Below are 17,560 nucleotides of genomic sequence, written 5' to 3'. Positions count from 1 at the left end.
GTAAGGTTTTTTACACATAAATTCTATTAAACTGATTTTAATAAAGCGTAAAAATTCGTATCATATGGGATATCATCTTGATACATATAATTTTTTAGAACACCTTCTTTTTCAAAGCCTAATTTTAATAGTACTTTATTGGAAGCTTCATTTTCAAGAAATACAATTGCCCCGATCCGCTTTAAATGAATCGTATGGAAACCGTATGATATAACCTCAGAAACAGCTTCAGTCGCATATCCTTTTCCCCAGTGTTCAGGCAAAAAGGCATAACTTATATTGGCTCGTTTATGCTCAGAAGACCAATCGTGAAAACCAATGGTACCGATGAGTTCTTTCTTGTCTTTTAATTCGATTCCCCATTTTATACCGTTTCTTGCATTGTAACTCAACTTAAAGTTATGAATGATTTGTTTCACTTGATCAACATCTTGTAACGGTTTTTGGCCATAATAGCGCAGTACATTAGTATTAGAAAAGCATTGTAGTATACGCGGTGCATCTTCTTCGGTAAGTTCTCTTAAAATAAGTCTTTCAGTTTTTAATAAAGGAAACATATTTTCGCTCCTTTTCACATGAAAATAGAATGTATTTGTTATTATATAATTTAATCTGAAAATAAAGATTATTCAAGGTGTAAGGGTAGATTTGATTTATGATAAACTTAGATGTGGAATATATTTCAAAAAAGAGGTTTGGAAATGGAAAAAAATTCGATATTAATTGTAGATGACGATAAAGATATTATTCAATTTATTAATGTGAATTTAAAACAAGAAGGTTTTAAAGTTTTTAGTGCTCATAACGGAGAAGAGGCTTTAGAAATAATAAATAATAACAGTATTCAACTTGCTATTTTGGATATTATGATGCCTCAAATGGATGGTATAGAACTTTGTAGAAGGATTAGAGAGAAACATAGTTTACCAATTATGTTTTTAAGCGCGAAATCATCGGATGTAGATAAGGTAATTGGATTTAGTACTGGGGCAGATGATTATATTGTGAAGCCGTTCAGTACAATTGAATTTATAGCAAGAGTGAAAGCTCAATTAAGAAGGTATACATATTTCAATCAAAATGCTCCCCAAGTAATGGAAAAGAAAATAAATATTAGAGGTTTAGAAATAGATGAAGTGTCGAGAACAGTAATGTTATATGGAGAAAGAATCAATCTTACGAAAACTGAATATGATATTTTACACTTAATGGCAGCTGCAAGGAATCGTGTGTTCACAATTGAAGAAATATATGAGAGCGTTTGGAACGAAAGAGCCTATGAAAGTAATAATACAGTAATGGTTCATATTGCAAGATTGAGAAATAAAATTGAAGAGAATCCAAAAGAACCGAAGTTTATACAAAATGTTTGGGGAGTCGGATATAAAATTGAAGATTAAATCATTACAAGGCATTAGAGCTAAGTTTTTTATCGCATTCATATGTAGCATCTTGTTAGCGACTGTAAGTATAATAGTGTTTCAAATTTTGGTTGGAAATATATATAGTCAGGTTAATGTTTTAGAGGAAAAATATTCATTTTTATATTTTATAGTTTTTTTGATTTTTACTACAACATACTTTGCATTAATGACAAAAACACTGATGAAAAGGTTGTCTCAAATTAACAAGAACGTGAAGGAAATAAGTGACGGTAATTTTGAAATACATATACCTATTTTGAAAAATGACGAGATTGGTGAACTAGCGGCAAATGTTAATAGAATGGCGAAAAGCTTAAAAGAGTCTATTGAAAATGAAAAAAAATCACAGGAAATGAAAAATGAAATGATTAGTAATATTTCTCATGACTTACGAACGCCAGTAACATCTTTAATCGGTTATGCGGACCTGTTAGGAAATAAACTTCATTCGAATGGAGAAGAATGTGAACAGTATGTAAGTATATTAAAGCGAAAAAGTTATGAATTAAAAAATCAAGTAGATGATTTATTAGAATACTGTCAAATAAATTATAGAGAGATTGAATTACATAAAGATGAAGTAGATATGAAAGCATTAATTGAACAAATCATGATTGACTTTGTACCACAATTAGATGATGCCAATATGAGCTTTTATATTAAAAGTGATGAAGTGCTACATGTAGAAGTTGATGTGACACTTATAGTGAGACTATTTGAAAATGTAATAGGTAATAGTATTATGTACGGGAGAGATGGAAAGGAAATTGCAATTGAAATTTTCAATAGAACAATGAATGTTGAAGTAGAAATTAAAAATTTTGGACAATGCATTCCGAAAGAGGACCTTCCTTACATTTTTGAGAAGTTTTATCGTAGTGAAAAATCACGTAGTTCTCATACGGGCGGGAAAGGAATAGGACTTGCAATTTCAAAAAGTATAGCCGATCTCCATCAAGGGGATATCACTGTACGTAGTAACGATAAAGAAACAGTTTTTACTGTGAAATTACCGCAGTATAAAAAAGTAAGAAAGTCGTAAGTATTTCTTTTATATGTCGTAATTTTTACTTTGTATCATTGAGAAAAAGGATATGAGAGCAGGGATGCGACATGTGGAAGAAATTTTTATTAGTAATTATAGTTTCTTTTTTAATTATAAGTTGGATCTTAGTTTATGTAGCTAATGGTGTTACATCAGTTTTTGTTTGGTGGAGTATTCAGGCTTTTAGTTTTATTTCAGTTTTCCTCTTGATAGGATCAGTAATAATATTTTTTTGGAAAGGCATTTTTAGAAAGCGGATAGATAGAACGCTATTTTTAATCATTCTGTTTTCTATCATTGGAGCTTGGCCTGTCGGTTGGTTTGCTAATATAGGTAGAATTGCTTATCCAGCAGATATACAATCTATGAGTCCTAAAGCAGTAGTTCGTTTTCCTTTGAATGAGCGAGCATTAATAGGTTGGGGGGGTGATCGGTTAGAAATGAACTATCACGTTATAAAACCAAATGAAAGGTGGGCATATGATATTCTCATTCCACCTGCTGAAGTGAAAAGTAGTAAGTTAGAGGATTACGGAATATATGGAGCGAAAGTAATGGCACCAGCTTCTGGGACGGTTGTATCAATTAATAATGATGAACAAGATTTAGTTCCGGGATCGGATAATTTTCAGTCAATGGCTGGGAATCATATTTATTTACGACTAGATGAAACGGGCACATTTTTAATTCTTGCCCATTTAAAGAAAGGATCAATTAATGTGAGAGAAGGACAACATGTAAATGAAGGAGAGTTTCTTGCTCAAGTCGGTAACTCAGGAAGTTCAAGTGAGCCGCATTTACATATTCATCATCAAAGGCAAGATCCGTCCAAGGTAAGTATGTTTTTTGCGGAAGGATTGCCACTTTACTTTCGAACTGAAAATGGTGTCATGATGCCGGAAAGAGGGGCATACATAAGTGGTAACTAGAAGAAAATCATTTCATCCAAAAAGGGTATTCCAAATAAAAATTGGAATACCCTTTTTTCATTACCCTACAAATGTTTGATACAGTAAGAAGATATTTAAAACGATAACGAGAGCAGCAATTATCCATGCGATAAATGTTGTTATACGGTGGTTAACGAGTGCACCCATAATCTTTTTATTACTTGTAAACATAATAAGTGGTACAAGTGCAAATGCAATACCGAATGATAAGACAACTTGACTCATAACTAGAGCGTAAGTTGGATTTACACCTAAAGCAATAATAACTAGTGGTGGAATCATTGTAATAAATCGGCGTAAATATAACGGAATATGCATGCGAATGAATCCTTGCATAATAATATCGCCTGACATTGTACCGACAGAAGAGCTTGATAAACCGGCTGATAACAGACCAATTCCAAACAAAGCAGCTGATATAGGACCTACTAAGTTGGTAAATTGAGTGTAAGCAACATCTAAATCTTCAACATGCATACCATTTTTAAAAAATAGTGCAGCTGCAACAATTAACATACTCGCATTAATTGCTCCAGCGATAACCATTGCAATAATAATATCGATAAATTCGAAACGAAAAATCTTTTTCTTTTGTTCGTCAGTTGTTCCGACCACGCGGCGTTGTGTTAATGCAGAATGCAAGTATATTGCATGCGGCATAACTGTCGCACCTAAAATCCCTGCTGCAAGTAATATACTGTCTACACCTTGGAATTTTGGAATAAATAGTCCTGAAAGAAGGGGACTTAATTCTGGTTTTGCATAAAAAACTTGAATCCCAAAAGCGATTACTACAATGAAAATCATTCCTGTAATAATAGCTTCTAGTGGACGAAATCCTCTACGTTGAAATTCAAGGATAATAAATGATCCGGCTGCTGTAATTAAAGCGGCAGGTAGCATCGGGATTCCAAATAGTAAGTAAAGCCCCAATGCAGCTCCAATAAATTCCGCTAAATCTGTAGCCATAATAACTAGTTCACCTTGTATCCATAAGCCGATAGACACAGGCTTTGGAAAGTTTTCACGAGCTATTTCGGGTAAATTGTTTCCTGTAGCAATTCCTAATTTAGCCGATAAAGTTTGGATTAATACAGCCATTAAGTTAGAAGCGAGTATAACCCATAATAGTAAATATCCATATTGTGAACCAGCTGCGATATTTGTAGCAAAGTTGCCAGGATCAATATAAGCAACGGACGCGATAAAAGCGGGTCCTAAAAATGGTAACAGTCTTTTCCAGCCTTTTGTTTCTCCACTTAAAGCTAAGTGAGCTGATTGTACAGTTGTACTTTCAGAAGGGAGATGTTTATCTTTTGTTATATCTTTATTCATAGTAGTTTTCCCCTTTAAAATGTTAACTTGATGAAATTATTGTATTTATTCTTACTCATTATTTCAATACATTTAAATATGTTATGTGATAATTTCATTTGAACACGAAAGTTTCCTTAATGCAAATTATATGCCTTTATGCAATGGATGGTGTGATAATGTAAAATGAATTGGGAGTTTATGGTGTGGTGACATGGGGAAACATAGTGAATTAAAGGGCTGTTTTTGAAATTTATGTGAACATAAAGCTGATAATACAGCATATTAATTGATGGAATTGCAATTGTATGATATATAATATATTGGGATTACAACATAACCATAGTGTTATGATGTGTAATCTTGTTTTTTATTTTTGTTAACTGATAGAAAATAGTATAAAGAAAAGAAAATGGGATTCATTTTCTTATTATATATGTTTTGATATGAACGTTAACTTATACATGATTTTAAAAATTAGATAGGTGGTAGAAATACATTGGCAACTACAAAACCATACAGAGTATTACTATATTACATGTACACAACAATTGAAAACCCAGAAGAATTTGCTGCAGAGCATTTAGAATTTTGTAATTCACTTGAATTAAAAGGAAGAATTCTTGTAGCAAAAGAAGGTATTAACGGAACTTGTTCTGGAACTGTAGAGCAAACAGCGAAATACATGGAAGCAATGAATAATGATCCACGTTTTGATGGTATCGTATTTAAAATAGATGAAGAAGAAGGGCATGCATTCAAGAAAATGCACGTACGTCCTCGTCCAGAATTAGTTACACTTCGTCTAGAAGATGACATTAACCCACATGAAATAACTGGGAAGTATTTAGAGCCAAAAGATTTTTATGAGGCAATGAAACAAGAAGATACAGTTATCATTGATGCACGAAATGATTATGAGTTTGATTTAGGACACTTCAAAGGTGCGATTAAACCTGATATCGAATCATTCCGTGAATTACCAGATTGGATTAGAGAAAACAAAGAAACACTTGAAGGTAAAAAGATTTTAACTTACTGTACAGGTGGAATTCGTTGTGAGAAATTCTCTGGTTGGTTAGTTCGTGAAGGTTTTGAAGATGTAAGTCAGCTTCACGGTGGAATTGTAACGTACGGAAAAGATCCAGAAGTACAAGGTGAGCTTTGGGATGGACAATGTTACGTGTTTGATGAGCGTATCGCTGTTCCAGTAAACCAAAAAGAACATGTTATCGTTGGTAAAGATCACTTTACAGGTGAACCATGTGAGCGCTATGTAAACTGTTCAAATCCAGAATGTAATAAGAAAATTTTATGTTCTGAAGAAAACGAAGCGAAATATTTACGTGCATGTTCTCATGAATGTCGTGTAAGTCCACGTAACCGCTACGTAATACAACATGAATTAACGGAAGAGCAAGTAGCTGCTGCATTAGAGAAAATCGAAGCAGGGAAGTAAGCTGAATTCGTATAATAAAAAGGGTACTCCAAGTTTTATTTTGGAGCACCCTTTTTTTATTATACAGTCCTGTCATTTGTCGTTTTTTGTCGGTAAGTCGATATATTTGAAAAATCGCTGATATATTTCGAGTTGCGCTGATATAATCGGAAAATCGCTGATAAAAATTTCACTTACTGCAGCACACCAAGAATTTGAAAATAACCTTCTTTAGTTTTTATCCTCTTTCTCTTTAACGGCAGAAAGTACCGTTTGTTTTACCCAAGCTTTTCTTTGTTTATGCTGTAGACCCCATTGATATAAACTTTGGGCTCCTAAAATAAGTGAAATGACAATGCCGCTAATCGCAATTAATAGAGCGAAAAATTCAAGAGGGGACGATATTTTGTTTGAATCGGTGTTTCTTAAAAGGTCAATCATAGTAAACCCTAACATTTGGCCCACTACAGAGTAGAGCGTTAAAATTAATAATAAAAGGCTATCTTTTTTAGAGGCGACATTTTCTTGATATTTAAACAAACTATCAAGATTTTGTTTCGCGTTCGAGTATAGAACCTCAATATTAAAAAGTTTTCTTAAGCGAAAGAAAATATCTTCACTTTGTGATTGGGATACTAATTCTAAAGAAAAATAATTAGCAGTGAACGAATTGATCGAATAAATTAATTTCTCTATTTCATTAGTATCTTGTTCAATGTTTAGCTCAGCATAGGCGTTTGCCATTTTTAATAAAACAATTTTATGAAATAGGTTTAATAATAAAGCGTAATAAAATTCTCCGAACATTTGACTAGCAAGTTTAGAGATTTCGCGTTCTCCTTCATTTGTTACACATGTAAAAATATGTTCTTCCATAATGAAATAACGATTTGGAGCCCATCTCTGGTAAGCGTGTTTTTTTAAATAGTCATGAATGTAAGGAAGGTTATTTGCACTTACATATGGTTTACCATCACTTGTTAATCCGGAAAGACTAGAAGTACGATAAACATCTACTTCATTAAGTTCCATACCTTCTTTTAGTGACAATAAAGTTTGAACGTACATTCTTTGGTCTTCAAAGAAAGGGAAGGTTTGAAAGTATGAACTTCTTAATCTCTTCTTTTCAAAGAAATCAGTTACACCATGAAATAAATAACCAAAAATGAATTTTTCAACTTGGGAATACTTTTTTCCGTTACATTCAATACAAATAGTCTCATTTGTATCATTTTTAGTTTCAAGTACACGGAAGCGAGCAGCGAATTCGATTGCTTCAGATAAAGTCATGTTTGGAGCAGTGTTTACTTCTGTTCGAATTGTTAAGAAGCCAAGTTCATAAGGACAAAGTGTGACATCAATAGAGTGTATCTTGAATGGAATTGAAATAAGGTTTGTTGTTAAATGTCCAGTTAAGTTAAGGTCCTTTGAATAACGTTGCAAGCCCTTTTGATGCTCTGAATGAGGAAAGAGAATTTTATTTGTAAATGAAAGATAGTATGCTTCCATATTTTGATGTGAAACTTTAAACTCCCCATAATATGTATTTTCATCATCGAGATGATCGAGCCGAAAAGGACGAAAATCGTTTTTTTGTAAGAAAGGGAACATATTTTGTTCATATCCAGCTTTAAACGAAAACGGGAATATAAATTGGAATATAGCTGTTGCTACACCTTTTTCCTCAATTGATTGTATTGCCTCCATCTACATTGTGTCCTTTCCATATATGCTATAGAAACAACATGCCCAAATTTATTTGAAAATAACCACTCTTTTATACTCAATTGAGAGTGAAAATTCAGCTTATTTAGCAGGGAACATGTATAATGTTATGTATACTAAAAGTTATAAAATTGTATTTTGAAAAGGGGGATGCTGTATGCGGATTTTAGTATTAGGCGCTGGTGGAGTCGGAGGATTTTTTGGTGGCAGATTAGTCGAGAAGGGAGAAGATGTCACGTTTCTTGTTCGTAGTAAACGGAAAAAACAATTAGAGGAAAGAGGACTTGTAATCCGAAGTGTTAACGGGGATTTTTCCTTCCGACCGAAATTAATAACGAAAGAAGAGCGAACTTCTCCATTTGATGTCATTTTATTTTCAACAAAAGCGTATCACTTAAACGAGGCAATTCAAGATTTGAAGCCGTTTGTTGGCGGAAATACTGTAATCATTCCATTGTTAAATGGTATCGCTCATTTATCGCTATTACAAAAAGAATTCGGCGAAGAAAAAGTAATTGGCGGTTTATGCTTTATCGAGACGACGTTAAACGATCAAGGAGAAATTGTACAAACTAGCGCTGCCAACAGACTTGTGTTTGGAGAAATTAAGTCTCAAAATTCAGAGAGAGTAAAGCATATTTCTAAAGCATTTTCAGGTACGAAATCTAGTTTTGTTTTAAGTGAAAATATTACGCAAGATATGTGGCATAAATATTTATTTATTACTGTAATGTCAGGTGTGACAACGTTAATGCGTGCACCAATTGGACCAATCCGTGAAAGTGAAGGCGGCCGTGATTTTATCCGTAATGTGTTTGAGGAGTCTGTACAAATCATGAGAGTATTAGGAGCTCCAGTAAAGGCTAATATTGCCCAGGAACATATGAAAACGATTGATAAAATTTCGTATGATATGAAGTCATCAATGCAACGTGATATGGAAAAGGGTTCGTTTATTGAAGGGAAGCACTTGCAAGGATATTTACTGGATGTAGCAGAGAAATTTTCTATAGCGGCACCATTATTAGAATCTATATATCAAAATTTAAAGGTGTATGAAGAGATGACCTTTAACAAATCTGTAATAGAATTAGATGTATGAAAAAATAAAAAAGATAGCAATATATAAGTGTATTGCTATCTTTTTTATTTTTTTGTATGACAAATTATTTATTTCTTTTTGTTCTATCTGTCAAATTTATTTCCTGTTCACGTTTACCATATAACTGATTAATTTCATTTGCTACTGCATCTAAATATGAATCGGAAAAAATAGGCTTCTTTTCTTTAGACATATGGGTCTCCTTTGCGGATTTTTAATATTCATTATGTATATTTCTCAGCGGATTATGCGCAATCATTTTAATTTTTTTCTTATTAAAAATTTTTGTTTACTTTTTGAAAATAAAGGAGTATTATAATCCACAGTTTCAATTTTCTAAATCGCTGAAACCGCATGGTACGGGGGACCCGTTTTTACGGATTAGTACATAATCCGATGGGGTGAATCCTTGAAAAAGGTAGGGCTACTCATAGGCCCGAATCCGACAGCTAACCTCGTAAGCGTTATATTGAGAAGGAAGGTGGAGCTTGTGCGACAAAAAAAATAATGTCTACAAGTCTATTTCGCTATGGCTTGTAGACATTTTTTGTTTTCTGAAGAAATAGTTTACTGGCTGTAACAAGCAGAAAAGTTCGTACAAAATTATTGGAGAGTGGACAGCATTGGTTTCATCTATTAAAAGATTTTTAATTGGAAGACCGTTAAAATCAACAGAGCTTGGAGAACAAAAGCTTAATAAAACGAAAGCTTTAGCTATTTTATCTTCTGACGCATTGTCATCAGTTGCTTACGGTCCAGAACAAATTTTAATTGCTTTAGCAGGTGTGGGAGCGATCGCTTATTGGTATTCCATTCCGATCGCTGTTGGGGTATTAGTATTATTGACAGCCCTTATTTTATCTTATCGTCAAATTATTTTTGCTTATCCGCATGGCGGGGGAGCGTATGTTGTATCAAAAGAAAATTTAGGGATGAATCCAGGCTTAATTGCTGGAGGATCTTTATTAGTCGACTATATTTTAACTGTTGCGGTAAGTGTATCTGCAGGTACAGATGCGCTAACATCTGCTTTTCCTAGTTTACATGCACATAATGTAATCATTGCGATTATATTTGTTATATTTATTACGATCTTAAATTTAAGAGGAGTAACGGAATCAGCTTCTGTTTTAGCATATCCTGTTTATTTATTTGTTTTAGCCCTATTTATATTAATTGGTGTAGGCATATATAATATTTTGACTGGTCACGTTTCACCAACTTTACACACGCCGATCGGAACGCCGGTTGCGGGTATTAGTTTGTTTTTACTGTTAAGAGCATTTGCATCAGGTAGTTCTGCTTTAACAGGTGTTGAAGCAATTTCAAATGCAATTCCGAACTTTAAAGATCCTGCGCCAAACAATGCTGCAAAAACATTGCTTGCAATGGGTGCATTACTTGCTGTGTTATTTTCAGGAATTGTATTTTTAGCTTATTATTACGGAGTGACGCCGAGTAAAGAAGTAACAGTTGTTTCTCAAATTGCTGAACAAACATTTGGACGTAATTTCATGTACTATTTCATACAAGGTACAACAGCTTTAATATTAATTCTCGCAGCTAATACAGGCTATTCTGCATTTCCTTTATTAGCGGTTAACCTCGCAAAAGATAAATTCATACCGAGAATGTTTACGATTAGAGGAGACCGTCTAGGTTACTCAAACGGTATTATAATACTTGGAGTTGCTTCGATTATTTTAATTGTAGCTTTCCAAGGACAAACAGAACATTTAATTCCGTTATATGCAGTAGGTGTATTTATTCCATTTACACTTTCTCAAACAGGGATGGTATTAAAGTGGCTTCGTGAAAAACCTGAAGGATGGGCTTTAAAATTAACGGTTAATTTAATTGGTGCAGTTATTAGTTTTATCGTAATGAGCATGTTCTTTTTAACTAAATTTGCACAAGTTTGGTCGATTCTTATTTTCTTACCAGTTATTATCTTCTTATTCCATCGAATTAAGAAGCATTATGATGCAGTGGGTGATCAATTAAGTTTAAAAACTTGCGAGCCTCTTATTCCAATTGAGGGGAATGTAATTGTCGTTCCTGTAGCAGGTATGACGCATGTAGTAGAAAATTCATTGAACTATGCGAAATCTCTTTCTGCAGATCAAGTTATCGCTGTATATGTTGCTTTTGACAGAGAAGAGGAAAAGAAATTTGAAGAGAAATGGAAGGTGTGGCAACCTGAAGTAAGGCTTGTTACACTACATTCTCATTATAGAAGTATTATTCAGCCACTAACGAAGTTCATTGATACAGTGCAATATAAGGCAAGTGAATCGAATTACCGCGTTACGGTCGTTATACCACAGTTCATTCCGAAAAAAGGTTGGCATAACATTCTTCATAATCAATCCAGTTTACTCATACGTGCGTATTTACTTTATAAAAGAAATGTTGTTATTACGACAGTTCCATATCATTTGAAAAAATAAGAAGATTTTTGAAGGATAGCTTCGTGAAAATGAAGCTATCCTTTTTGTGTATATGCTATGCATAATTGCATATGGGTTTAAAAGTTATATTGATATAATTTTATTAGTTATTTATAAGTAGTGTTTTCTGTTGTGATATATAGATATTTCAATCGATAAAGTGAATCGGATTATATTTTGAAATAAGGACATGAAAGCTTGGAAATAAAGGGAATGAAAATACTTCTTTACGTTATATAAACAGCTGTGTTTAAATGACTTTACAGTACAAAACATATATGAAAACAAAATGAAATTTCATATTTACGCATGTTGTTTAGTTTGAAATGAATAATATTTTTACGTAATATATTCACTATGTGAATGTGGGAATTTCTATGAAATAGAAAATTTATACAATATTATTCGTACTAAACACATATGAAAAGTAATAAAATGTTTTGTGACGATAAGTAAGTACTGTAGCAATATGAGAGAGGTGGTTCATACATGGATCGTGGTGAGAACGTTCTCTATTTTGACCATCTCAAGTTATGGGCAAAAAAATAGAATAATAAAATGCGATAGTAATAGTTGCTAATACATAGGAGGAGTTAAAGTGAAAAAGACTTTAATTACAGGGTTATTGGTTACAGCAGTATCTACGAGTTGCTTCATTCCTGTAAGCGCTTACGCTAAGGAGGGGCAAACGGAAGTGAAAACAGTATATGCGCAAAATGTAATTGCTCCAAATACATTATCCAATTCAATTAGAATGTTAGGATCACAATCACCGCTTATTCAAGCATACGGATTAATTATTTTGCAACAGCCAGACATTAAGGTAAATGCGATGAGTAGCTTAACGAATCATCAAAAGTTTGCAAAGGCGAATGTACGAGAATGGATTGATGAATATAATCCGAAGCTAATTGACTTAAATCAAGAAATGATGAGATACAGCACTAGATTTAATAGCTATTATAGTAAGCTCTATGAACTAGCAGGAAACGTAAATGAAGATCAGCAAGCAAAAGTAGATTTTATAAGTGCATATGGAAAATTACAATTGCAAGTACAAAGCATCCAAGAGAGTATGGAGCAAGATTTATTAGAGTTAAATCGATTTAAAACAGTATTAGACAAAGATAGTAACAACTTATCAATTAAAGCCGATGAAGCAATAAAAACACTGCAAGGATCAAGTGGAGATATTGTGAAATTAAGAGAAGATATTAAAAGAATTCAAGGGGAAATTCAAGCTGAACTAACTACTATTTTGAATAGACCTCAAGAAATCATTAAAGGTTCTATTAATATCGGTAAACAAGTATTTACAATCACAAATCAAACTGCACAAACGAAAACAATCGATTTTGTTTCTATCGGTACTTTAAGTAATGAAATTGTAAATGCTGCAGATAGTCAAACGAGAGAAGCAGCTCTTCGCATTCAACAAAAGCAAAAAGAGTTATTACCACTTATTCAAAAGTTATCACAAACTGAAGCAGAGGCGACTCAAATTACATTCGTTGAAGATCAAGTAAATAGCTTTACAGAATTAATTGATCGTCAAATTACAACTTTAGAAACGTTATTAACGGATTGGAAAGTTTTAAATAATAATATGATTCAAATTCAAAAGAATGTTGAAGAAGGCACGTATACAGACAGTAGTTTACTTCAAAAACATTTCAATCAAATTAAAAAAGTAAGTGATGAAATGAATAAGCAAACAAATCAATTTGAAGATTACGTTACAAACGTTGAAGTACATTAAACAGAAAAATAATTAGCGATATAGGGAGAGAAGAAAAATGACAAAAAAACCTTATAAAGTAATGGCTCTATCAGCACTTATGGCAGTATTTGCAGCAGGAAACATTATGCCAGCCCATACGTATGCAGCTGAAAGCACAGTGAAACAAGCTCCAGTTCATGCGGTAGCAAAAGCTTATAATGACTATGAAGAATACTCATTAGGACCAGAAGGCTTAAAAGATGCAATGGAAAGAACAGGTTCAAATGCTTTAGTAATGGATCTGTACGCTTTAACAATTATTAAACAAGGTAATGTTAACTTTGGTAATGTATCATCTGTTGATGCGGCTTTAAAAGGAAAAGTCATTCAGCATCAAGATACAGCGAGAGGAAATGCGAAGCAATGGTTAGATGTATTAAAACCACAGCTTATTTCAACGAATCAAAATATCATTAACTACAATACGAAATTCCAAAACTATTATGATACTTTAGTTGCTGCAGTTGATGCAAAGGATAAAGCAACTCTTACGAAAGGCTTAACTAGATTATCAAGTAGTATTAATGAAAATAAAGCACAAGTGGATCAGTTAGTAGAAGACTTGAAGAAATTCCGAAATAAAATGACTTCGGATACGCAAAACTTCAAGGGTGATGCAAATCAAATTACATCTATATTAGCTAGTCAAGATGCAGGAATTCCGCTTCTGCAAAATCAAATTACAACGTACAATGAAGCAATTAGTAAATATAATGCAATTATTATCGGTTCATCTGTTGCGACAGCTCTAGGACCAATTGCAATTATCGGTGGTGCAGTAGTTATTGCTACGGGCGCAGGAACACCGCTAGGAGTAGCATTAATTGCAGGTGGCGCAGCAGCTGTAGGCGGTGGTACAGCTGGAATCGTATTAGCGAAGAAAGAGCTTGATAATGCACAAGCAGAAATTCAAAAGATAACAGGACAAGTTACAACTGCGCAATTAGAAGTAGCAGGATTAACGAACATTAAAACACAAACAGAGTATTTAACAAATACAATTGATACTGCAATTACAGCGTTACAAAATATTTCAAACCAATGGTACACAATGGGATCAAAATACAATTCTTTACTTCAAAATGTAGATTCTATTAGTCCAAACGACCTAGTTTTCATTAAAGAAGATTTAAACATTGCGAAAGATAGCTGGAAAAACATTAAAGACTATGCAGAAAAGATTTATGCTGAAGATATTAAAGTAGTAGATACGAAAAAAGCATAATTGAATACGAATCGTTAGAGCGTTAAGTGTTGATGAATGATTTGAAGCTCCTGTTCAGTTGTGAGCAGGAGCTTTTGATATCCTTATAAGGAGAATAGGTGAAAAATATGCAGAAAAGTTTTTATAAAAAATGTCTTTTAGCGGTAATGATTGCTGGGGTGGCAACGAGTAACGCATTTCCTTTACATCCTTTTGCAGCAGAACAAAATGTAAAGGTGCTACAAGAAAATGTGAAAAACTATTCTCTTGGACCAGCTGGATTCCAAGATGTAATGGCACAAACAACATCAAGTATATTTGCAATGGATTCATATGCAAAATTAATTCAAAATCAGCAAGAGACAGATTTAAGTAAAATAAGTTCGATTAATAGTGAATTTAAAGGGAATATGATTCAGCATCAAAGAGATGCAAAAGTTAATGCAGCATATTGGTTAAATAATATGAAGCCTCAAATTATGAAAACGGATCAAAATATTATAAATTACAATAATACTTTTCAATCGTATTATAACGACATGTTAATAGCGATTGATCAAAAGGATAGCGGAAAATTAAAAGCGGATTTAGAAAAGTTGTATGCGGATATTGTAAAGAATCAAAATGAGGTAGATGGATTATTAGGGAATTTGAAAGCTTTTCGCGATAGAATGGCGAAAGATACAAATAGTTTCAAAGAGGATACAAATCAGTTAACAGCGATATTGGCAAGTACGAATGCTGGTATTCCAGCTCTAGAGCAACAAATAAATACATATAACGATTCGATTAAAAAGAGTAATGATATGGTCATTGCTGGTGGCGTACTTTGCGTAGCTCTAATAACATGTCTTGCTGGTGGGCCGATGATTGCGGTTGCGAAAAAAGATATCGCAAATGCAGAAAGAGAAATCGCCAATTTAAAAGATAGAATTTCAGGAGCACAAGCAGAAGTCTTAATTTTGACTGATGTAAAAAATAAAACAACAAACATGACAGAAACAATTGATGCAGCAATTACAGCACTACAAAACATATCAAATCAATGGTATACAGTAGGTGCAAAATATAATAATTTACTACAAAACGTAAAAGGAATTTCTCCAGAAGAGTTTACGTTTATAAAAGAAGATTTACATACAGCGAAAGATAGCTGGAAAGATGTAAAGGATTATACAGAAAAATTACATGAAGGTGTGGCAAAGTAAACAGTGGACTAGTTCTGCTGTTTATTTTTTTATCCTGTTTTTTGTGAGAGTTGAACTTGCAATTATATATAAGTTTGTCATGTGTTTTATCCATGTGTGTATAAAAATCTTTCCGTTATCGCTCCCTTTGATAGAATCCATTTTCATATGAGTTTTTTACTGAATTTTTTAAAAATTAAATTTTACGGCTTGATAATTCATTCAAAATGATTTAATCTTATATCAAATGATATGTTTATCTATCAAAAATGCTTTTGTAAAGATAAAGGAGTGATTGAGAATGTTAAACGCCCCATTGATGGTAAGTCTTTAGGTATAGCAGCATTGAAAAGATTGGGAAGAACTGAGTGAGCTTTCACAATAAAGAACTCTATAACTTTATGTAGTGTTTGATATCCTTCGATTAGATTTTTTGAAAAACAAATCAATATTAATTGAATCAAAGTTTAGAAATTAAATATATGAGTAGTAGAAAAAATCCATTAGTTGTTATCATGTTCTAATAAAAAATGGGAAATGGAAATTCTGAGAAAACCTGTTCAGAAAGTAAGTTAGTGAGGGGAATTCAAAACCAATTTAATAAAAGCGAGGTAAATAATATGACTTTTGAAGAAAAATTACAAGCATATGCAGAACTTACGGTGAAAATCGGTGTCAATATTCAACCAGGGCAATACTTATTAGTCAATACATCAGTGGATGCATTGGATTTCGCCCGTATAATTGTGAAAGAGGCTTATAAGGCTGGGGCAGGGCGTGTTCATGTTAATTTTTCGGATGACGAAATGGAACGTGCTTACTTTGATTATGCCTCAGATGAAGAATTTAATCGCTTCCCAGAGTGGATAGTCAAAATGAATGATGAGCTGATCGAACGTAAAGGAGCACTATTAATGATAGATGCTACAGATCCTGATAAATTTACAGGTATTTCATCTGATCGTCTAGCTACCTATCAAAAGGTAGCAGGAGCTGCTCTGAGAAACAATCGCAACGCCGTAATGAAGGATTCAATAGCTTGGTCGATGGTAGCAGTTCCTTCACCAAAGTGGGCATCGAAGGTATTCCCAGATTTAGCAACTGAGGATCAAGTACCAGCATTATGGGAGGCTATTTTTAAAGCTGTTCGTATTGGTGACGGCAGTGCTATTGAAAAATGGCGTGAACATGTAACAAATTTAGAATCTCGTGCGGTCCTACTGAACGATAAAAAATATATGAAGCTTCACTATACAGCGCCAGGTACTGATTTAACAATTGCATTAGCACCACAGCATAAATGGGTTACTGGAGGTGGTAAAACTCCTGATGATACTATCTTTATGGCTAATATGCCGACAGAAGAGGTTTATACGTTACCGATGAAACAAGGTGTAAATGGCTATGTAAGCAATACAAAACCATTAGTTTATCAAGGGAATATTATCGATGGCTTTAAACTGACATTTGAAGAAGGAAAAATTGTTAAAGCTGAAGCACAGGTAGGACATGATTTATTACAGGAGCTTATTAATGTGGATGAAGGCTCTTGCTATTTAGGTGAAGTAGCACTTGTACCACATGAATCACCAATTTCAGCATCGGGAATTTTATATTTTAATACATTGTTTGATGAAAATGCATCGAACCATTTAGCGATTGGTAAAGCTTATCCAACTTGCTTAGAGGATGGAAGAGATTTAGAAAACGATCAGCTTGAAACGTTAGGGGCAAATATTTCAGTAACACATGAGGACTTTATGATTGGCAGCAGTGAGATGGACATTGACGGTATTCTACCAGATGGAACTGTAGAACCAATTTTTCGTAAAGGTAGCTGGGCATTTTAAGTTTTTAATTTGAATAAAGGAGTAGAGTGGATGAAACGGTTACTAAGCATAATTGGTGCAACTATATAGGTGTTTCATCTGCTTTTGCTTA

The 17,560-nt window shown here is 33.4% G+C and carries 14 protein-coding genes and 1 riboswitch; of the genes, 10 read left to right on the top strand and 4 right to left on the bottom strand.

The window, feature by feature from the left end:
• Positions 1-26: 26 nt before the first annotated feature.
• Positions 27-557: a GNAT family N-acetyltransferase gene (locus tag MRP26_RS02690; protein ID WP_000484220.1), complete on the bottom strand. Its 531-nt coding sequence runs from the start codon at positions 555-557 to the stop codon at positions 27-29.
• A 144-nt stretch (positions 558-701) separates the two neighbouring features.
• Between MRP26_RS02690 and MRP26_RS02685 the strand changes: the two genes are divergently transcribed.
• The 3 genes from MRP26_RS02685 to MRP26_RS02675 all read left to right on the top strand — a co-directional run bounded on the left by MRP26_RS02685 (position 702) and on the right by MRP26_RS02675 (position 3,398).
• On the top strand, positions 702-1,400 hold the full coding sequence (locus tag MRP26_RS02685) for a response regulator transcription factor (protein ID WP_000414517.1): 699 nt from the start codon (positions 702-704) through the stop codon (positions 1,398-1,400).
• Entirely contained in the window at positions 1,366-2,466 is a 1,101-nt protein-coding gene (locus MRP26_RS02680) for a sensor histidine kinase (protein WP_170924949.1), read from the top strand. Before MRP26_RS02685 ends, MRP26_RS02680 begins: the two co-directional genes overlap by 35 nt.
• Positions 2,467-2,537: 71 nt before the next feature.
• Positions 2,538-3,398: a M23 family metallopeptidase gene (locus MRP26_RS02675; RefSeq protein ID WP_088025345.1), complete on the top strand. Its 861-nt coding sequence runs from the start codon at positions 2,538-2,540 to the stop codon at positions 3,396-3,398.
• Between the two features lie 60 nt (positions 3,399-3,458).
• On the opposite strand, the gene MRP26_RS02670 is transcribed toward MRP26_RS02675, so the two are convergent.
• Positions 3,459-4,754, bottom strand: coding sequence for an Nramp family divalent metal transporter (locus MRP26_RS02670; protein WP_001030687.1), 1,296 nt, complete (start codon positions 4,752-4,754; stop codon positions 3,459-3,461).
• A 478-nt stretch (positions 4,755-5,232) separates the two neighbouring features.
• On the opposite strand from MRP26_RS02670, the gene trhO reads away from it, so the two are divergent.
• Positions 5,233-6,192, top strand: a complete 960-nt coding sequence (gene trhO / locus MRP26_RS02665; protein WP_242805949.1) for an oxygen-dependent tRNA uridine(34) hydroxylase TrhO — start codon at positions 5,233-5,235, stop codon at positions 6,190-6,192.
• A gap of 210 nt (positions 6,193-6,402) precedes the next feature.
• Here the strand turns inward: trhO and MRP26_RS02660 are convergent, their stop codons facing one another.
• Complete coding sequence (locus MRP26_RS02660) at positions 6,403-7,878, bottom strand: hypothetical protein (RefSeq protein ID WP_000387440.1); 1,476 nt, start codon at positions 7,876-7,878, stop codon at positions 6,403-6,405.
• Positions 7,879-8,053: 175 nt separating this feature from the next.
• Here MRP26_RS02660 and panE point away from each other — a divergent pair, with 175 nt between their 5' ends.
• Positions 8,054-8,998, top strand: coding sequence for a 2-dehydropantoate 2-reductase (gene panE, locus MRP26_RS02655; RefSeq protein WP_200457935.1), 945 nt, complete (start codon positions 8,054-8,056; stop codon positions 8,996-8,998).
• 64 nt (positions 8,999-9,062) lie between these two features.
• On the opposite strand, the gene MRP26_RS30745 is transcribed toward panE, so the two are convergent.
• Complete coding sequence (locus MRP26_RS30745; protein WP_000031873.1) at positions 9,063-9,191, bottom strand: hypothetical protein; 129 nt, start codon at positions 9,189-9,191, stop codon at positions 9,063-9,065.
• A 139-nt stretch (positions 9,192-9,330) separates the two neighbouring features.
• Positions 9,331-9,477: riboswitch (cyclic di-AMP (ydaO/yuaA leader) on the top strand.
• Between the two features lie 144 nt (positions 9,478-9,621).
• On the opposite strand from MRP26_RS30745, the gene MRP26_RS02650 reads away from it, so the two are divergent.
• The 5 genes from MRP26_RS02650 (at position 9,622) to MRP26_RS02630 (ending at position 17,469) form a co-directional block, all read left to right on the top strand.
• On the top strand, positions 9,622-11,448 hold the full coding sequence (locus tag MRP26_RS02650) for an APC family permease (RefSeq protein ID WP_088025339.1): 1,827 nt from the start codon (positions 9,622-9,624) through the stop codon (positions 11,446-11,448).
• 598 nt (positions 11,449-12,046) lie between these two features.
• Complete coding sequence (gene nheA / locus MRP26_RS02645) at positions 12,047-13,207, top strand: non-hemolytic enterotoxin NHE subunit A (RefSeq protein ID WP_242805948.1); 1,161 nt, start codon at positions 12,047-12,049, stop codon at positions 13,205-13,207.
• Between the two features lie 37 nt (positions 13,208-13,244).
• Entirely contained in the window at positions 13,245-14,453 is a 1,209-nt protein-coding gene (gene nheB / locus MRP26_RS02640) for a non-hemolytic enterotoxin NHE subunit B (RefSeq protein ID WP_000162968.1), read from the top strand.
• 107 nt (positions 14,454-14,560) lie between these two features.
• Positions 14,561-15,640: a non-hemolytic enterotoxin NHE subunit C gene (nheC, locus tag MRP26_RS02635; RefSeq protein ID WP_063246126.1), complete on the top strand. Its 1,080-nt coding sequence runs from the start codon at positions 14,561-14,563 to the stop codon at positions 15,638-15,640.
• A gap of 599 nt (positions 15,641-16,239) precedes the next feature.
• Positions 16,240-17,469, top strand: coding sequence for an aminopeptidase (locus tag MRP26_RS02630; protein WP_242805947.1), 1,230 nt, complete (start codon positions 16,240-16,242; stop codon positions 17,467-17,469).
• Positions 17,470-17,560 lie beyond the last annotated feature (91 nt).

The organism is Bacillus sp. CCB-MMP212 (genome assembly GCF_022748145.1).
GTDB classification, from domain to species: domain Bacteria; phylum Bacillota; class Bacilli; order Bacillales; family Bacillaceae_G; genus Bacillus_A; species Bacillus_A cereus.
The sequence above is the reverse complement of the archived record's forward strand: the minus strand, read 5'-3'. Positions and strand labels throughout refer to the sequence as shown.